This is a genomic window from Clostridiales bacterium (assembly GCA_025757645.1).
In the GTDB taxonomy this organism is placed as follows: domain Bacteria; phylum Bacillota; class Clostridia; order Oscillospirales; family Oscillospiraceae; genus CAG-103.
Window position 1 is genome coordinate 2,187,841 of the sequence record CP107216.1, and the last position, 16,385, is coordinate 2,204,225.

Here is a 16,385-nt window from a genome sequence, read left to right on the forward strand (position 1 = left end):
ATGATGATGTACATGCCCGGCTGCATGTGCATGTCTCGTCGTGCTCAGAAATATGACTCGTCTTGTGTTCGCTTCCAATAACGGCTGATCCAGAATTCCAAGCCGTATCCGCAGAGGCCGGAAGACAACGAGTCTTCCGGCCTCTGTTTTTTGTACCGAAAAATTATTCTGCGAGGGAGAATCCACCATGATCGAAATCGAACATCTCAACAAAACTTACCCCTCACCGGGCGGCGACATCCACGCACTGCGGGACGTCAACCTCCGCATCGAGGACGGGGAGATCTTCGGCATCATCGGCCTGAGCGGCGCCGGCAAGAGCACGCTCGTGCGCTGTATCAACCTCCTCGAGCGGCCGACTTCCGGCACGGTGCGCATCGACGGGCGCGACATGACGCAGCTCAGCCGCCGCGACCTGCTCAAGGCCCGGCAGGACATCGGCATGATCTTCCAGAGCTTCAACCTGCTCGAGCAGCGCACGGTGCTGCGCAACATCTGCTTCCCGCTCGAGATCGCCGGCGTCAAGCGCGACGAGGCTCAGGCCCGCGCCGCCGAGCTGCTCGAACTCGTCGGATTGTCCGACCGCGCGAAAAACTATCCCTCGCAGCTTTCCGGCGGCCAGAAGCAGCGCGTGGCCATCGCCCGCGCCCTCGCCACGCGGCCGAAATACCTCCTGTGCGACGAGGCCACCAGCGCCCTCGACCCGAACACCACGCAGTCGATTCTCCACCTGCTCAAGGAGATCAACCAGACGCTCGGCGTGACGATCGTCGTCATCACGCACGAGATGCGCGTCATCGAGCAGATCTGCCAGCGCGTGGCCGTCATCGACCAGAGCTGCATCGCCGAGATCGGCAACGTCAGCGACGTGTTCACGCACCCGAAGTCCGACATCGCCAAGGCGCTCATTCTCCCGAAGAGCCCGGCCGAAAACCTCCCGCCGTGCACGGGCAGGCGCCTGCGCCTCGTCTTCGACGGCAGCTGCTCCAACGAACCGGTCATCTCGCGCATCACGCTCGAGTGCCACGTGCCGGTGAACATTCTCTTCGCCGACACCCGCATCGTCGAGGGCAGCATCTACGGCCACATGGTCATCGACCTGCCCGACGACCCGCAGCAGTTCCACGATGTGCTGCGCTGGCTCGACCATAACCACATCTCTTATCTACAGGAGGATGGAAGTCATGTCTGATCTGCTCATCAAACTCTGGCAAAACGGCATCCTGCAGCTCGGTATCTGGGAGACCATTTACATGACGCTCATCTCCACGTTCTTTGCCTATCTCATCGGCCTGCCGGTCGGCCTCATCCTGCGCATGACCGACCGCGACGGCATCCACCCCATCGGCTGGCTCAACCGCACGCTCGGTATCATCGTCAACGCCCTGCGCAGCATCCCGTTCATCATCCTCATGGTCGCCATGCTGCCGGTGGCAAAGGCCATCGTCGGCACCAGCCTCGGCAACCGCGCCGTGATCGTGACGCTCGTCATCGCCGCCGCCCCGTATGTGGCGCGCATGGTCGAGTCCGCCGCCAAGGAAGTGGACGCCGGCGTCATCGAGGCCGCGCTGTCCATGGGCGCGTCCACGCTGCGCATCATCTGGAAGGTCATCATCCCGGAGGCCAAGCCCGCGCTCATCACCGGCGCCGTCATCTCCACCGTGACCATCCTCGGCTACTCCGCCATGGCCGGCACGATCGGCGGCGGCGGCCTCGGCCAGATTGCCATCACCTACGGCTACCAGAAGTACGACGATCAGATCGTCTGGCTGTGCGTAGCGCTGACGATCATCATCGTGCAGATCCTGCAGGAGTTCGGCATGTACATCGCCCGCCGCACCGACCGGCGCTCCCGCACCTGACAGGAGACAGCCCATGCGTTTACACTATCCCGCGCTGCTGCGCGTGAACATCCGGCGCGGACGAATGTGCCGCCCCGAACTGCACATCCTAACATCCGAAACCACACAAATTTCAAAATGAAAATATAAAGGAGAAACGAAAATGAAAAAGATCACGTCCCTCATCCTCGCCCTCGTGCTGACGTTCTCGCTCGTCGCGCTGAGCGCCTGCGGCGACAAGACCACTGATGACAAGAAGGCTGCCGCTTCCGATGACAAAGTCATCACCGTCGGCGCCAGCGCCACCCCGCACGCCGAGATCCTCGAGCAGATCAAGCAGGCCCTCGCCGACGAAGGCTACGAGCTCAAGATCGTCACCTATGACGACTACGTCCTGCCGAACCAGGCTCTGGCCGACGGCACGCTCGACGCCAACTACTTCCAGCACAAGCCCTACCTCGACAGCTTCAACGCCAAGAATGGTACCAACCTCGTCTCCGTCGGCACCATCCACTATGAGCCGTTCGGCATCTACGGCAACGGCGTCACCGACCTGAAGGATCTCGCCAAGGGCGCGACCATCATCATCCCCGCCGACGACAGCAACGAGACCCGCGCCCTGTTCCTGCTCCAGCAGGAGGGCCTGATCAAGCTCCCCGATGACGCGGACGCCGCCAAGGGCGTGAGCACGCTCGACATCGTTGACGACGGCGGCTACAACATCGTCACCGTGCAGGCAGACACCGTCCCGGCGCAGCTCAAGAACGCCGCTGCCGGCTCCATCGCCGTCATCAACGGCAACTACGCCCTGGCCGCCGGCCTGAAGATCAGCGACGCGCTCGCCTCCGAGGACGCCAACGGCGCTGCCGCCCAGACCTACGCCAACATCATTGCCGTGCGCGCCGGCGACGAGAACAGCCCGAAGACCCAGGCCCTGCTCAAAGCCCTCAAGACCGACGCCGTGAAGCAGTACATCGCCGACACCTACAACGGCGCTGTCGTTGCGAGCTTCTAAGCACCCCCCCTCTTTTGAAAAACGCACGAATCCCCCGGCTGCTGCCGGGGGATTTTGCGTGTCAGCAAAGCCTCGCAGAGTTTGCCGCCCGCAGGCGAGAAAATCAGGAGGCGTTGTGCGCATAGCTGTTGTCGACAAGGCGGTCAAAATCCACCCAGTCGGCGTGATCGAGCACGCCGGCCGTCTCCATGACGGTCTCGAGCCGCTCGAGGGACGAGCGCGTCATGACCGGCGTGGCGTTCCAGGCGTCGATGTCCTTGTAGCGCTGCACGACCTGCGTGAGCACAGGCACGCTCATGTCCGGGAACTGCGGGGCGATGATCTCGGCGGTCTGCGCCGCGTCGTGCTCCGCGATCCATTTCTGCGCGCGGGCGATGGCATTCGTAAAACGCTGCACGATGTCCGCATGGTCACTGATATACGCCTGCGAGGCGAAGTAGGCCGTGTACGGGATCTCGCCGCTCTCCTGGCCGATGGACGCAAGGATGTAGCCCTTGCCCGCCTGCGCGACCTCGGTGGCCGTCGGCTCGAAGAGCGTGACAAAGTCGCCGTTGCCGCCGGTGAAAGCCCCGGCCATCATGTTGAACTGCACGGTCGTGTCCACAGCGGCATCCGTGCCGGGGACAACGCCGTTTTGCCGCATGACGTATTCGAGCGTCATCTCCGGCACGCCGCCCGCGCGGCCGCCGATAACAGTCTTGCCGCGCAGCAGCTCCCAGCTGAAGGGCACATCCGCGCGCCCGACGAGGAACGACCCGTCGCGCTTCGTGAGCTGGCCGAACACGACCGGGTAATCGTCCTTGCCCTGATTGTACACATAGATGCACGCCTCCGGCCCGGCGAGCCCGATGTCTGCCTGCCCGGTGAGCACCGCCGTCATGACCTTGTCGGCGCCGCCGCCGTTGGTCAGCTCGATATTGAGCCCCTCATCGGCGAAAAAGCCCTGCTCCAGCGCCACATACTGCGGCGCGTAGAACACTGAATGTGTCACTTCACTCAGGCGGACGGTGGCCGTCTCCTGCTTGCCGCAGGCGCACAAGACCACCAGCATCAGCGCCGCCAGAACCCCACAAAGAAACCGTTTCATTGCGTCACTCCCAACCGATTTTTGAAAAATTTCTCCAGCCACAGCACCAGCTGATACATCACGACGGCCGCCACCGCAAGCACGAGGACGGTCGCCATCACGAGGTCCATGTTGAACACCTGCGACCCGTAGACGATCAGATAGCCGAGACCGGCTTTGGAGACCAGAAATTCGCCCATGATGACGCCGACCCACGACAGGCCGACGTTCACGCGCAGCGTATTGAAGAGCGTGGCGTAGTTGGCCGGGATGACCAGCCGCCACAGGATCTGATGCCGGGTCGCGCCGAGCGTCTGCATCAGGCGGATCTTCTCCCGGTCCGTGGACAGGAAGCCGACATGCATATTCAGGATCGTGACAAAGATCGAGATCGCGATCGTCATGGCGATGATCGACTCTGTGCCCGCGCCGATCCAGACGATGAACACCGGGCCGAGCGCCGTTTTCGGCAGCGCGTTGAGCACGACCAGATACGGGTCGAGCACGCGCGAGAGCAGCTCGCTCCACCACAAGCCGATGGCGATGAGCGTGCCGAGCAGCGTCCCGAGCACGAAGCCGACCACGACCTCGAGGCACGACGTGCCGATGTGCAGCCACAGCTCCCCGGAAGCCTGCAGGCCCACGAGCGTGTGCACCACGCGCGACGGGCTGCTGACGATGAAGGCATCCACCCAGCCGAGCCGGGCCGAGAGCTCCCACCAGCCGAGAAACACGACCAGCAGCAGGATCTGCAGCGCCAGCACGAGCCGACGACGGCGGCGCTGCGCGCGCAGATAGGCCGCGCGCTGCGGGGAGGGCGATCGTTCAGACATTGACATCCAGCTCCTCCCATATTTGATTGAACAGCGTCTGAAACTCCGGCCGGCTGCGCCGCTCGAGCGGCGGCACAGTGCGCAGCGCGCCGAGGTCGTGGATGGCATTGACGGTCGCGGGCCGGTGCGACAGGACGACGATGCGGTCCGAGAGGCTGATGGCCTCGGAAATATCGTGCGTGACGAGCAGGGCCGTCTTATGCTCGCGGCGGATGATCTGCGAAATGTCGCCCGAGACGGCCAGCCGCGTCTGATAATCCAGCGCGGAAAACGGCTCGTCGAGCAGCAGCACATCCGGCGATGTGGCCAGCGTGCGGATGAGCGCACAGCGCTGGCGCATGCCGCCGGAGAGCTGATTGGGCAGCTTGCGCGCAAAACCCGCGAGCTGATACTGCTCGAGCAGATCGTGCACGCCGCCGCGGTGCTCCGGCGTGTTCTCGTGCCGGACCTCCAGCCCGAGTGTCACGTTGCCCCAGATCGTGCGCCAGTCAAAGAGCTGGTCGCGCTGGGGCATGAGCCCTGCCTTGCCCGTCGGGGCGCGCACAGGCTCGCCGTCGACGAGCACCTCCCCGCCCGACGGATGCTCGATGCCGGCGATGAGCGCCAGCAGCGTGGATTTTCCGCAGCCGGACGGCCCGACGATGCTCACGAACTCCCCGTCGGCCACGCCGAAGGTCACATCCCGCAGCGCCGCCACTTCCCCGTCCGGCGCCTGATAGGTCATGGCGGCCCGGCGCAGCTCGATTTTCATGGCGTCTCCCCCTTTGCTTGCGCCAAATCGCTTTCTCCTCAGTGTATGCCCAAGGCGCATGGTGCGTGCAAAGCACGAAAAAGCACGCATCCGCAAGATGCGTGCCCTTTCTGTCTTCTGTTTTCATCCGCTCACGCCGTCGCCTTCATCGCGCGCCGGAGCACGGACTGCAGCGACTGATTGTGCGACCGGCAGATGCGTCCGAGCCGGTAGAGGCAGTCCGGGTCGCGCGTGATGTGGTTCACGCCCCAGTCACACGTCAGCGTCGCCTGAAAGCCCATGTCGCGCAGAACGGTGTCCGTCAGGTCGCCGTACTTGCCGTAGGGGTAGGCAAACGTGTCCGGCGTGCGGCCGGTGTGCTCGGCGAGCTCATCCTGCAGGCGCTGCAAGTCCGCGCGCAGCAGCTGCGTATAGGCCGCGTCCGACTCACCCGGATTCTGCATGCAGCCGTGCCGCTCGGATGTGTAAGCGTGCAAGTCATACGAGTGGTTCTGCACCTCAACGAGGCCGGTGTCGAGCATTTCGTTGAGCTGATCCCACGTGACGTGCGCGTAGTCGATGCTCTCACTTGGCCACTCGGTGAAATCGTCCGTGTTGCGCCCGAGGAGCGAGAGGACGATGCGCGCCGAATACTGCTGCAGCAGCGGCAGGACATAGACGTAATTATTATAGTATCCGTCGTCGAAGCTGAGGATGATGGGCTTTTCCGGCAGCGGCGTGCCGTCGCGGACATAGGCGATGAGGTCGGCCATGACGATCGTCGTGTAGCCGTTGTCGGCCAGCCATTTCAGGTCTGCCTCGAACTCCCACGGCTGGATGGCATCCTTGCCGGATTTGTTGGGCTTCACTTCGTGATACATGATGATCGGCAGCAGCACGGGATTGGCCGCAGGGTCGCTCTCCCCGGCGGCATGGGCCGCGAACGGGCAGAACACGAACAGTACGGACAGCACCACTGCCATCACGCGCTGGGGAATCGGCAGCGCCTGGCGCACAGCACCCATCTCCTCTCGTTGAAATCGGGGTTAGTGTGCGCCGGCGCGGCAGAAATCATGCGCGCCCCGCGCGCTTTTCCACCGCGCGCTGCACACACTTGACAAGCTCCACGACCGGGATGACCAAAACCGCGAGCCCCATGGCCACGGCGTACTCGGCGGCGGAGATGGCCGTGAAATCAAACGCATCGGCCAGAAACGGCACATAGATGCACAGCGTCGTGAGCGCAAGACTCGCCGCGGCCGCGCCGACGAGCGTCCAGTTGGGTGTGCGGAGCGTGAAGATGCTCGCCCGGTGTGCGCGCATATTGAAGCTGTGGAAAATTTCCGCCATGCTCAGGGTCAGAAACGCCATGGTCGTGCCGTCGGGCGAGTTCGTGAGCGTCCAGACGCCGTACTCCATGTAGTGACCAATGAAGAACGCCGCCAGCGTCAGCACCGCGCACATCACGCCCTGATATACGCAGTCGAAGCCGACACCGTGGGCGAAAATACTCTCTCGCGCGCTTCGCGGCGGGCGGGACATGACGTTCGGCTCCGCGCGCTCCATGCCGAGCGCGAGCGCCGGGAAGCAGTCGGTCAGGAGATTGATCCACAGCAGGTGCACCGGCTCAAGGATCGTGAAGCCGAGCATCGTCGCGGTGAAAATGCTCAGCACCTCGCTCATGTTCGAGCCGAGCAGGAACTTGATCGCACGCTGGATGTTGTCGTAAATGCGGCGGCCCTCTTCGACCGCGCCGACGATGGTGGCAAAATTATCGTCGGCGAGCACCATGTCGGCCACGTTTTTCGTCACGTCCGTGCCGGTAATGCCCATGCCGATGCCGATGTCCGCCGCGCGGATGCTCGGCGCGTCGTTGACGCCGTCGCCGGTCATGGCGGTGACAAAGCCGGCATTCCGCCAGGCCCGGACGATGTGAGTCTTGTGCTCGGGCTGCACGCGGGCGTAGACGCTGATGTGCCGCAGGCGGCTGGAAAATGTCTCATCGTCCATGGCGCTCAGCTCCGTGCCGGTGACGGCCTCGTCGCCCGGGCCGAGCAGGCCGAGCTCCCTGGCGATCGCCTTGGCGGTGTCCACGTGGTCGCCGGTGATCATGACGGGCCGGATGCCGGCGCTGCGGCAGGCACGGATGGCGTCCACGACCTCGGGGCGCACCGGGTCGATCATGCCCGTGAGGCCGAGAAAGCACAGGTGCTGCTCGAGCGCCGCGGGCGACGTGTCGCCCGGCAGCGCGTCATACGTGCGCATGGCCGCCGCCAGCACGCGCAGGGCACTGCCGGTCATGGCGTGATTGCGCGCCGCGATCTCGGCGCGGTGCGCGTCCGTCATGGGCTCGGCGCGACCGTCGATCCAGATCCGGTCGCACAGCGGCAGCAGCACGTCGGGCGCGCCCTTGGTATACTGCACGACGGAACTGCCATCGGCGTGCAGGGTGCTCATCATCTTTCGTTCGCTGTCAAACGGCGCCTCGGCCACGCGCGGATACTGCGCGCGCAGCGCGCTCGGCGACAGGCCCTGCGCGACCGCCCAGCGCACGAGCGCGGCCTCGGTCGGCTCACCGGTCACGGTGTCCGTCTCCGGGTCATGCACCGCGTCCACGCACAGGGCCATGGCCGTGGCGAGCAGGTGTTCGTCGCTGCCCGCGCACTCCGTCACAGTCATGCGGTTTTGCGTGAGCGTGCCGGTCTTATCCGAACAGATGACCTGCGCACAGCCGAGCGTCTCCACGGCCGTGAGCCGGCGGATGACCGCGCCACGGCGGCTCATGTTCGTCACGCCGATGGACAGCACGATCGTCACGACCGCGGCCAGCCCCTCCGGAATGGCCGCGACCGCGAGACTGACGGCGATCAGGAACGTGTCGAGCACGACGCGGCCGTTGATGGTCCCGGCGCGCAGCACGCCGACCGCGAACACGACCGCGCAGATGCCCAGCACGAGCCATGTCAGGATGCGGCTCAGCTGCGTCAGGCGCAGCTGCAGGGGCGTCTTATTCTCCTTTGTCTGCGTGAGCGCGTCGGCGATATGGCCCATCTGCGTCTGCATGCCGGTCTCTGTGACGACGGCGCGGCCGCGTCCGTAGACGATGCTGCTGCCGAGATAGAGCATGTTGCTGCGGTCGCCGAGACCGATGTCACCGGCGGCCGTGAGCGCGTCGGGCGATTTTGTCACCGGCACGCTCTCGCCGGTCAGGGCGGCCTCCTCGGCGCGCAGGCTCGCGCTCTCGAGCACACGCGCATCGGCCGGAACGGCGTCGCCCGCCTCAAGCACGAGCACGTCGCCGACGACCAGTTCCTCGCTGGGGACGGTGACGAGCTTCCCGCCGCGCAGGACGCGGCTGTGCGCGGCGCTCAGTTCCTTCAGGGCGGCAATGGCCTGCTCGGCCTTGCTCTCCTGGTACACGCCGAGCACCGCGTTGATGATGACGACGATGAGAATGATGATCACATCGGCAAAGCTCTCGTGCGCATACGCGCTCGTGATGGCCGAGATCAGCGCCGCCGCAAGCAGCACGAGGATCATTGGGTCGGCCAGCTGCTGGAAAAAGCGCTTCACGAGCGATGGTTTCGGCGGTTCGGTGAGCACATTGCGCCCGTCGCGCGCAAGGCGCGCGGCGGCTTGCGCCGGTGTGAGACCGTCGGGCGTGCTGTCGAGTGCGTGCAGGGTGTCCGATGGTGGCTGCCGGTAGTATTCCATGGCTTTGTCCTCCTTCAGATTCCGATATAGTTTCCCCGGAAATGAAAAAAAGACTTATCTGCCTCTCGGCAGATAAGTCTCATCATTTCAGACCGGGCCAGATCCTACGGATCGGTTGTTGGCTGGGCCGCGCGAAGGTTCGCGCCAATTACTCCCTTATCGGTCTCCATTGTATGCGATGGCGCGCGGGAAAACAAGTGAAATCTGTATCCGGCGCCGGATTTTAGCGCGCGCTTAGCGCCTGGCGCTCCGCCGCCAGATCTTCTGCGACTCGGCAGCCGCAATGAGCTGCTCGCGGAAATCCGGATGCGCGATGGACACGAGCGCCTCGGCGCGCTCCCACGTGCTGCGCCCGGCGAGGTTGACCACGCCGTACTCCGTGGCCAGATAATACGCCTGCGAGCGCGGAGACGTGACGATATCGCCGCCGAAGTGCGGCAGGATGCGCGAGTGGCGCACGCCCTGCTTGTCCGTGAATGTGGACGTCATGCAGATGAACGCCTTGCCGCCGCGGGCCATGGCCGCGCCCGTGAGAAAGTCGAGCTGGCCGCCCGTGCCGCTGATCTGGCGCAGGCCGGAGCTTTCGGACGCGACCTGCCCGTAGAGATCGGCCGCGATGCAGCTGTTGATGGACACCATGTTGTCCAGCTGCGCGATGGTCTCCGGCGCGTTGACATACGACAGCGGCGCCGCGATGACGCCGGGGTTATCGTCGACCCAGTCATACAGCCGCTTCGACCCGAGCACGATGCCGAGCATCCCCTGCCCGCGGTGGAGCGTGCAGCGGCGGTTCGTGAGCACGCCGGCCTCGTACAGGTCGAGGTAGGCGTCCGAGCACAGCTCCGTGTGCATGCCGAGGTCATGCAGGCCGGACCGGGCCAGCAGCTTGCCGAGCACGGTGGGCATGCCGCCGATGCCGAGCTGGACGGTCGCCCCGTCGCAGATGTGCGGCAGGAGGAGGTTTGCAATGGCGGTGTCCTCTGCCGTCGCCGGGTGCGCGGGCAGGTCGGTGAACGGCGCGTGCGCCCCCTCGACGACCATGTCCACGTCGGAAATGTGGATGACCTCGTCGAACCCGCCGCGCAGGCGCGGCAGGTGCTCGTTGACCTCGAGAATGACGATGTCCGCCCGGTCGAGGATGGCGCGGGACACGCCGGTCACGGCCGAGAGGTTAAAGTACCCATGGCGGTCCATCGGCGCGACGGACGCCATGGCGACGTTGACCGTCAGAAATTCGCGGTAGTACCACGCGAGGTTGCGGAAGATCATCGGCGTGAAGTAGCACAGGCCGCGGTCGCAGAGCCTGCGCTCATACGCCGAGCAGTGCCAGGTGTGGTAGAGAAAATGCGCCTGCTCCGGGTCGCACTCGACGATCTGCACCGGGCCGGCGCAGAGGTTGCCGCGCACCTTCACATCGTGCAGCTCGTCGCGCCGGGCGGCGAGCGCCGCATCGAGCAGCGGCGGGAAGCCGAGGCCCGACGTATAGTCCACCCAATCGCCGTTTTTCACCGCACGCACCGCCTCGGCGGGCGTGCGCAGCTTGCTGCGGTATTCTGCCTGAAAATCCATGGCGCTTCCTCCTCAATAGATCTGATCCTTCTGCACCGGCGTCCGGAACAGGCGGCAGATCTCCGCATAGTCGTCCGTCTGGCCGAGAATCCACATGAGCTTTGTGACCACGGCCTCGCTCGTCATGCTGTAGGCCTCGATGAGGCCCAGCTTGCGCTTGGCGCGGTGGCCGACCTGATACACTTCCATGTCGCTGCCCTCGTGCGGCACCTGCGTCGTCATGACGATGACGCGGCCGGACTGCACCCAGTCGCGCACGGCGTGGAAAAAGCTCTCGTCGCCGTAGCACGGCAGGCCGCCGACGCCGAAGCTCTCGATCACGAGCGCGCGGTAATGGGCCTTGAGATCGTCAAAAATGCCGGCGTCGATGCCGGGGATGAGCTTGAGCACGAACACGCCGGGGTCGAGCCGGTTGTAAAACTTCGGCGCGCCTGCGGCCTGCTCCGGGATGTAATACACGACCTGCCGGCCGCGCAGGATGGCCGTCTCGGGATAGTCGATGCTCGAAAAGGCGTTGTAGCTCTTCGTGCGCACCTTGCGTGCGCGCGTGCCGAGAATGACCTTGTGGTCAAAGACGATGTGCACGCCGCAGGCGCCGTCATCGCAGGCGTAGAGAAAGGCGTCGCGCAGGTTCTCGCGCGCGTCGGTGTCCTGGTTGAAGATCGACTTCTGCGAGCCGGTGATGACGACGGGCTTGGCGTTGTTCTGAATCAGGTACGACAGCGCCGCCGCCGTGTAGGCCATCGTGTCCGTGCCGTGCGTGAGGACAAAGCCGTCGTAAGCGTCATAGTGCTCGCGCACGCAGGCCGCCATTTGCAGCCAGTCGCGGCTGTTGATGTTCGTGCTGTCGCGGTTCATGAGCTGCACGGTGTCGATCCGGCACAGCTGCTCAAGCTCCGGCACCTCGGCGAGCAGTTCCTCGGACGTGAGCTGCGGGGTGAGTCCGTCGGCCGTCTCTTTGGATGCGATCGTGCCGCCGGTGGCGATCATAAGGATATGCTTCATATCAATCTTTCACTTTCTTCCAGTAATCGAGCGACGCGAAGCCCCGCTCGAGCTGCGTCGCCGTATAATCCTCGCACACGTGCGCAAGCTGTCTGCGGCCCGCGTCACCGAGTGTGAAGGAAAAGATCTTTTTGGGGTCGGCGTTCACGATGTGCCGCATGGCGGCCAGCGTCTCCGGCAGCAGCGGCGTGACGGCCGATGAACTTGCGCCCCGGCAGTGCGCGCAGTACACCGCGCCGCCGCGCGGGGAAAACCACGGCTCGTCCGGCTCTGCTGCGCCGCACTGCGCGCAGCAGGACAGATCCGGCTCGTAGCCCGCGAGGCACATGAGCCGCAGCTCGAACACAGCCTTGATCTGTTCCGGCGGGCAGAGCGCGCGGCTGAGCGCATACAGGCTGTTGAGCCCGAGCTGCAGCACCGGCGGGTCGGGATATTCCTCGGCAGAGACGGTCTCGAGCAGCTCGGCAAAATAGCTTCCGAGCGCGAACGCGCCGAGGTCGGCGCGCAGGCCGAGAAACTCCTCGACCGTGGATGCCTCGTTGAGCGTGCGGCGGCCGCGGTTTTCAAAGATCGTCATGTCCGAATACGTCAGCAGCTGCGTCGCCGCCGTGATGCGGCTGCCCTTGCGCAGCGCGCCGCGCGCGCGGACCGTCACCTTCCCCTCGTGCTGCGTGAGCACGGTGAGGATCTTGTCCGACTCTTTGTAGCGCACCTCGCGCAGGACGAGCCCGCGGGTCGTAAGAAACATCGTATGTACCTCATCAGGCCGGGCGGCGGACAGGATCATCCGCCGCAGACTCATCGGTCGTCTGCGCCAGCGCATTTTGCGCGGCGCGGTAGTAAAGGTAGCCGAGCGGATCACCGGTGTCCGCGAACAGCTGCCAGAAAAGATCGTCTTGCACAATGAACCACCTCGCTGGGCATAGTGTCTGCACAGCGGGGTGGATTTATGGCTGGTAATAAAGGGTCACTGGTCGGTAAAGCCAAAATTGCGCAGCTGGGCTGCCGAGTCGCGCCAGTTTTCCTTGACCTTGACCCACGTCTGCAGGTACACCTTCGTGCCCATGAAGCGCTCGATGTCCTGCCGCGCGAGCTCGCCGATCTTTTTGAGCATCGCGCCGCGCTTGCCGATGATGATGCCCTTGTGGCTCTCTTTTTCGCAATAGATGGTCACGTCCATGTCGATGATGCCGTTATCGCGCTCGGAAAACTTCGTGACCTCGACGGCCGTGCCGTGCGGGATCTCCTTGTCGAGGCACAGCAGCAGCTTTTCGCGCACGAGCTCGGCGCAGATCTGCTTTTCCGGCATGTCGGAGATCATGTCGTCCGGAAACAGCTGCGGCCCCGGCACGGCAAGCTGCGCAAGCTCGTCGAAGAGCTCGGCAAGCCCGTCACCGTTCTGGGCCGACACCGGCACGATCGCGCGCCACGGCAGCGCCTCGGAATAGGCGGCGATGACGGCCAGCAGCTCCGGCTTTTCCACCGTGTCGATCTTGTTGATGACGAGCACGGCCGGGGCGTTGGACGTGCGGATGCGCTCGATGAGCGCGTGCTCCTGCTCGCCGATGGAGGCAATGGGCTCGACGACGAGCATCACGCCGTCCACGTCCGCCACGCTCTCGCGCACGACCTGTACCATATAGTCGCCCAGGCGGTTGCGCGGCTTGTGAAAGCCCGGCGTGTCCATCAGGATCAACTGCGTATCGCCGCGGTTGACGACGGCGCTGATGCGGTTGCGCGTCGTCTGAGGCTTGTTCGAGACGATGGCGATCTTCTCGCCCACGAGGGCGTTGGTAAGCGTGGACTTGCCGACGTTCGGCCGTCCGCAGATGGTGATCATAGCGGTTTTGGTAATCATTCGTTTCTCCTTATACGTCCAGCAGACGCATGATCTCTTTTTCGCGCGCGCGCATGCGGCGCTTGTCCTCGCCCTCGTCCACATGGTCGTAGCCGAGCAGGTGCAGCACGGAGTGCACGGTCAGATAGCTGACCTCGTGCGCGAAACTGTGGCCGTAGGTCTCGGCCTGCTCGGCGCAGCGCTCCATGGAGATGACCATGTCGCCGAGCATGGCGCGGTCAGTCTCATAGTCCCACTCGCAGGCATCGGGGTCGAATGCGCCGGGCGTGAGCTCGTTCATCGGAAACGACAGCACGTCCGTCGCGCGGTCCACGCCGCGCTGCTCGCGGTTGATGGTGTGGATGACGGCGTCGTCCGTGAGCGTCACGTCGAACTCGCACGGAACGGTCACGCCCTCGGCCCTGAGCGCTGCGGCGGCCGCGCGCTTAACATAGCGCTGCGTGTCCGGAAAGCCCAGGCCGCGGCGCGTGCGGGTGATGGTGATCTTTGCCTGTGTCATGCTTTTTTCCTCACAGTCGTCTTGCGCGCGGCGGGCTTTTTGGCCGCGGCCGCGGCGCGTTTTTCTTTCTGTTTGTCGTCCTGCTCGTAGGCGGCGATGATCTTCTGCACGAGCGCGTGGCGCACGACGTCCGCGCCCGTCAGGCGGCAGATGGCGATGTCGTCGATGCCGTCGAGGATGCGGATGGCCTCCTTGAGGCCGGACGGCTTGTCCGACGGCAGGTCGATCTGCGTCACGTCGCCGGTGATGACGACGTGCGAGCCGAAGCCGATGCGCGTCAGGAACATTTTCATCTGCTCGCGGGAGGTGTTCTGCGCCTCGTCGAGGATGATGAAGCTGTCATCGAGCGTGCGGCCGCGCATGTACGCCAGCGGCGCGACCTCGATGTTGCCGCGCTCGAGATATTTCGCATAGGCGTCCGCGCCGAGCATCTCAAAGAGCGCGTCATACAGCGGGCGCAGATAGGGGTCGACCTTGTTTTGCAGGTCGCCGGGCAGAAAGCCCAGCCGCTCACCCGCCTCGACCGCCGGGCGCGTGAGGATGATGCGGTTGACGCGCTCGGCGCGAAACGCCGCGACCGCCTCCGCCACGGCAAGGTATGTTTTGCCCGTGCCGGCCGGGCCGACACCGAGCGTGATCGTGTTCTGCTCGATGGCATCCAGATACGCGCGCTGGCCGAGCGTCTTTGCCTTGATGGGCTTGCCCTTGGCCGTGATGCACACCACGTCGCCCGCAAGTTCCTGGATCTTCTGCTCCCGGCCCTCGCGCACGAGGCGGAAGATGTAGCGCACGTTCTGCTCGCCGATCTCCTCGCCCTTGGCCGCCAGCGACAGCAGACCGGCGATGGCCTTTTCGGCGTAGAGCACGTTCTCGGCCTCGCCGGTGATGTGGATCTGCTCGTCGCGGTCGGTCACGCGCACGTTGTATTCGGTCTCGATCATCCGCAGGTTCTGGTCAAACGACCCGAACACGCTGATGACGTCCTCCATTCTGTCGACTTCCATGGTTTTTTCAATCATCTGCTGTAGTCCCTTCCCCGGCCGGCGGCCGAAGCTGTAAAAATTCCGCGTCCGGCGTCGCCTGCGCGCGGCCGATCTCCTGCTCGCACTCGGCCGTGAGCGTCACGGTCAGCACGTTGCCGGTAGTCTCCGCTGCCGTTTCATAGGAAATGATCGCGCCATCCGCGCCGATCGTCTCGCGCAGCTGCTGCAGCAGCGCCTGCTCGAGCGATGTGCGCGCCGCGTCCTCAGATACCGGCGCGTCCGCCGTCCGATACGGCTGCACGCGCTCACGCAACAGCGAAAACGGCAGCGTGAACACGCCCCGGATCGCAAAAGGATATTCATAAATGATTTTATCACATTCCGCGTCAGAAATTCCACTGTTTTGATAAAAATTGATCCGCTTTTTCCCCGCGCGCAGCGCCCAGCGCGTCCGCGCGCCGTGCGCGGGCTGCTTTTCGGTCTCCGTCAGGGCGATCTGCCCGGTCAGCACCTGCCGCGTGCGCGCGCGGATGTCGGCGCGGGCGCACACCGGGCGCACCCCGCCGCCGAGGTCTGTGACCGCGCCGGACACGAGCACATCGCCCGGCTCGACCGCCGCGCCGGGCACGACGCGCGCCTCGCCGGCGTAGACGTCCATGCTCAGGATGACCCCGGTCGCGGAGGCATAAATGCTCACGGGCGTGTCGTCCGGCGTGATGTCCGGCAGGGGGTCTTTTTCGCGCACGATCACCTCGGCGCGGCTGCCGTGCACGTTCACGGTCAGCCAGCGCAGCTCCGGCAGGCACAGGATCATGTCGTTGCGCACCAGGTCGTTCGACAGCGCGGGCCAGTACGTGCCCGGGCGCACGCCGCATTCGTCCAGACAGCGCAGGATCTGCCCGGTCGTGAGCGTCTCGTTGCCGGTCACGTCGATGCGCCAGATGAACAGCGACGATGTCAGCACCGCCAGCACCGCCACGAGCAGCCCCGCGCACGCGCCCCGGTAGCGCGCGGCGCGCCGCAGCAGCTGCGGCAGGCCGCGGCGATAGAGCGTTTTCACCTCGCACTGGCTCCGGCGCGCCAGCTCTGCCGCCGTTTCCGCGCAGCGCGCGCGCACCGTGATGCGCAGCGTATAGGCGTCCACCGGCTCGGACGCCGTGCAAGCGATGCCCGCCGCCGCGCATGCATTGAGCACGCGCTCCGGGTGCACGCCGCACACCTCCAGCCGCGCATAGCCGCAAAGGGCCAGGATCCACCGCGTCAAAGCCATCA

General features: G+C 64.8%; 16 protein-coding genes. 3 read left to right on the forward strand and 13 right to left on the reverse strand.

Going from position 1 to position 16,385, the window contains the following annotated elements; genetic code table 11:
• Positions 1 to 187: 187 nt before the first annotated feature.
• The 3 genes from OGM61_10555 to OGM61_10565 all read left to right on the forward strand — a co-directional run bounded on the left by OGM61_10555 (position 188) and on the right by OGM61_10565 (position 2,856).
• Positions 188 to 1,192: an ATP-binding cassette domain-containing protein gene (locus OGM61_10555; protein UYI84273.1), complete on the forward strand. Its 1,005-nt coding sequence runs from the start codon at positions 188 to 190 to the stop codon at positions 1,190 to 1,192.
• The gene (locus OGM61_10560) at positions 1,185 to 1,862 is read left to right on the forward strand and encodes an ABC transporter permease (protein ID UYI84274.1); all 678 of its coding nucleotides are present in this window, start codon (positions 1,185 to 1,187) and stop codon (positions 1,860 to 1,862) included. Before OGM61_10555 ends, OGM61_10560 begins: the two co-directional genes overlap by 8 nt.
• 142 nt (positions 1,863 to 2,004) lie before the next feature.
• Complete coding sequence (locus OGM61_10565) at positions 2,005 to 2,856, forward strand: MetQ/NlpA family ABC transporter substrate-binding protein (protein UYI84275.1); 852 nt, start codon at positions 2,005 to 2,007, stop codon at positions 2,854 to 2,856.
• A gap of 103 nt (positions 2,857 to 2,959) precedes the next feature.
• Here the strand turns inward: OGM61_10565 and OGM61_10570 are convergent, their stop codons facing one another.
• From OGM61_10570 to OGM61_10630, 13 genes are all read right to left on the reverse strand, one after another.
• Entirely contained in the window at positions 2,960 to 3,943 is a 984-nt protein-coding gene (locus OGM61_10570; GenBank protein ID UYI84276.1) for an ABC transporter substrate-binding protein, read from the reverse strand.
• Positions 3,940 to 4,755 carry an ABC transporter permease gene (locus OGM61_10575; protein ID UYI84277.1) on the reverse strand — a complete coding sequence of 272 codons (816 nt, stop codon included), beginning with the start codon at positions 4,753 to 4,755 and terminating at the stop codon, positions 3,940 to 3,942. The genes OGM61_10570 and OGM61_10575 overlap by 4 nt, the downstream gene beginning before the upstream one ends.
• On the reverse strand, positions 4,748 to 5,506 hold the full coding sequence (locus tag OGM61_10580; GenBank protein ID UYI84278.1) for an ABC transporter ATP-binding protein: 759 nt from the start codon (positions 5,504 to 5,506) through the stop codon (positions 4,748 to 4,750). The genes OGM61_10575 and OGM61_10580 overlap by 8 nt, the downstream gene beginning before the upstream one ends.
• A 131-nt stretch (positions 5,507 to 5,637) precedes the next feature.
• Positions 5,638 to 6,510 (reverse strand): polysaccharide deacetylase family protein, encoded by an 873-nt coding sequence (locus tag OGM61_10585; protein UYI84279.1) that lies wholly within the window; start codon positions 6,508 to 6,510, stop codon positions 5,638 to 5,640.
• A gap of 46 nt (positions 6,511 to 6,556) precedes the next feature.
• The gene (locus tag OGM61_10590; protein ID UYI84280.1) at positions 6,557 to 9,199 is read right to left on the reverse strand and encodes a cation-translocating P-type ATPase; all 2,643 of its coding nucleotides are present in this window, start codon (positions 9,197 to 9,199) and stop codon (positions 6,557 to 6,559) included.
• A gap of 234 nt (positions 9,200 to 9,433) precedes the next feature.
• Entirely contained in the window at positions 9,434 to 10,768 is a 1,335-nt protein-coding gene (locus tag OGM61_10595; protein UYI84281.1) for a butyryl-CoA:acetate CoA-transferase, read from the reverse strand.
• Between the two features lie 12 nt (positions 10,769 to 10,780).
• A complete protein-coding gene (locus tag OGM61_10600) occupies positions 10,781 to 11,773 on the reverse strand; it encodes an asparaginase (protein UYI84282.1) in 993 nt (330 codons plus the stop codon).
• Between the two features lies 1 nt (position 11,774).
• Complete coding sequence (recO, locus tag OGM61_10605; GenBank protein ID UYI84283.1) at positions 11,775 to 12,521, reverse strand: DNA repair protein RecO; 747 nt, start codon at positions 12,519 to 12,521, stop codon at positions 11,775 to 11,777.
• A gap of 13 nt (positions 12,522 to 12,534) precedes the next feature.
• Complete coding sequence (locus OGM61_10610; protein UYI84284.1) at positions 12,535 to 12,675, reverse strand: hypothetical protein; 141 nt, start codon at positions 12,673 to 12,675, stop codon at positions 12,535 to 12,537.
• 65 nt (positions 12,676 to 12,740) lie between these two features.
• Complete coding sequence (gene era, locus OGM61_10615; GenBank protein ID UYI84285.1) at positions 12,741 to 13,631, reverse strand: GTPase Era; 891 nt, start codon at positions 13,629 to 13,631, stop codon at positions 12,741 to 12,743.
• Between the two features lie 10 nt (positions 13,632 to 13,641).
• Complete coding sequence (gene ybeY / locus OGM61_10620) at positions 13,642 to 14,130, reverse strand: rRNA maturation RNase YbeY (protein UYI84286.1); 489 nt, start codon at positions 14,128 to 14,130, stop codon at positions 13,642 to 13,644.
• Positions 14,127 to 15,149, reverse strand: coding sequence for a PhoH family protein (locus tag OGM61_10625; protein ID UYI84287.1), 1,023 nt, complete (start codon positions 15,147 to 15,149; stop codon positions 14,127 to 14,129). Before OGM61_10625 ends, ybeY begins: the two co-directional genes overlap by 4 nt.
• Entirely contained in the window at positions 15,142 to 16,377 is a 1,236-nt protein-coding gene (locus tag OGM61_10630; GenBank protein UYI84288.1) for a sporulation protein YqfD, read from the reverse strand. Before OGM61_10630 ends, OGM61_10625 begins: the two co-directional genes overlap by 8 nt.
• Between the last annotated feature and the right edge of the window lie 8 nt (positions 16,378 to 16,385).

Excerpts from the sequence above, each read along its gene's own strand:
- OGM61_10555 (UYI84273.1), top strand. The coding sequence starts at position 188 with ATGATCGAAATCGAACATCTCAACAAAACTTACCCCTCACCGGGCGGC.
- OGM61_10560 (UYI84274.1), top strand. The coding sequence starts at position 1,185 with ATGTCTGATCTGCTCATCAAACTCTGGCAAAACGGCATCCTGCAGCTC.
- OGM61_10565 (UYI84275.1), top strand. The coding sequence starts at position 2,005 with ATGAAAAAGATCACGTCCCTCATCCTCGCCCTCGTGCTGACGTTCTCG.
- OGM61_10570 (UYI84276.1), bottom strand. The coding sequence starts at position 3,943 with ATGAAACGGTTTCTTTGTGGGGTTCTGGCGGCGCTGATGCTGGTGGTC.
- OGM61_10575 (UYI84277.1), bottom strand. The coding sequence starts at position 4,755 with ATGTCTGAACGATCGCCCTCCCCGCAGCGCGCGGCCTATCTGCGCGCG.
- OGM61_10580 (UYI84278.1), bottom strand. The coding sequence starts at position 5,506 with ATGAAAATCGAGCTGCGCCGGGCCGCCATGACCTATCAGGCGCCGGAC.
- OGM61_10585 (UYI84279.1), bottom strand. The coding sequence starts at position 6,510 with ATGGGTGCTGTGCGCCAGGCGCTGCCGATTCCCCAGCGCGTGATGGCA.
- OGM61_10590 (UYI84280.1), bottom strand. The coding sequence starts at position 9,199 with ATGGAATACTACCGGCAGCCACCATCGGACACCCTGCACGCACTCGAC.
- OGM61_10595 (UYI84281.1), bottom strand. The coding sequence starts at position 10,768 with ATGGATTTTCAGGCAGAATACCGCAGCAAGCTGCGCACGCCCGCCGAG.
- OGM61_10600 (UYI84282.1), bottom strand. The coding sequence starts at position 11,773 with ATGAAGCATATCCTTATGATCGCCACCGGCGGCACGATCGCATCCAAA.
- recO (UYI84283.1), bottom strand. The coding sequence starts at position 12,521 with ATGTTTCTTACGACCCGCGGGCTCGTCCTGCGCGAGGTGCGCTACAAA.
- era (UYI84285.1), bottom strand. The coding sequence starts at position 13,631 with ATGATTACCAAAACCGCTATGATCACCATCTGCGGACGGCCGAACGTC.
- ybeY (UYI84286.1), bottom strand. The coding sequence starts at position 14,130 with ATGACACAGGCAAAGATCACCATCACCCGCACGCGCCGCGGCCTGGGC.
- OGM61_10625 (UYI84287.1), bottom strand. The coding sequence starts at position 15,149 with ATGATTGAAAAAACCATGGAAGTCGACAGAATGGAGGACGTCATCAGC.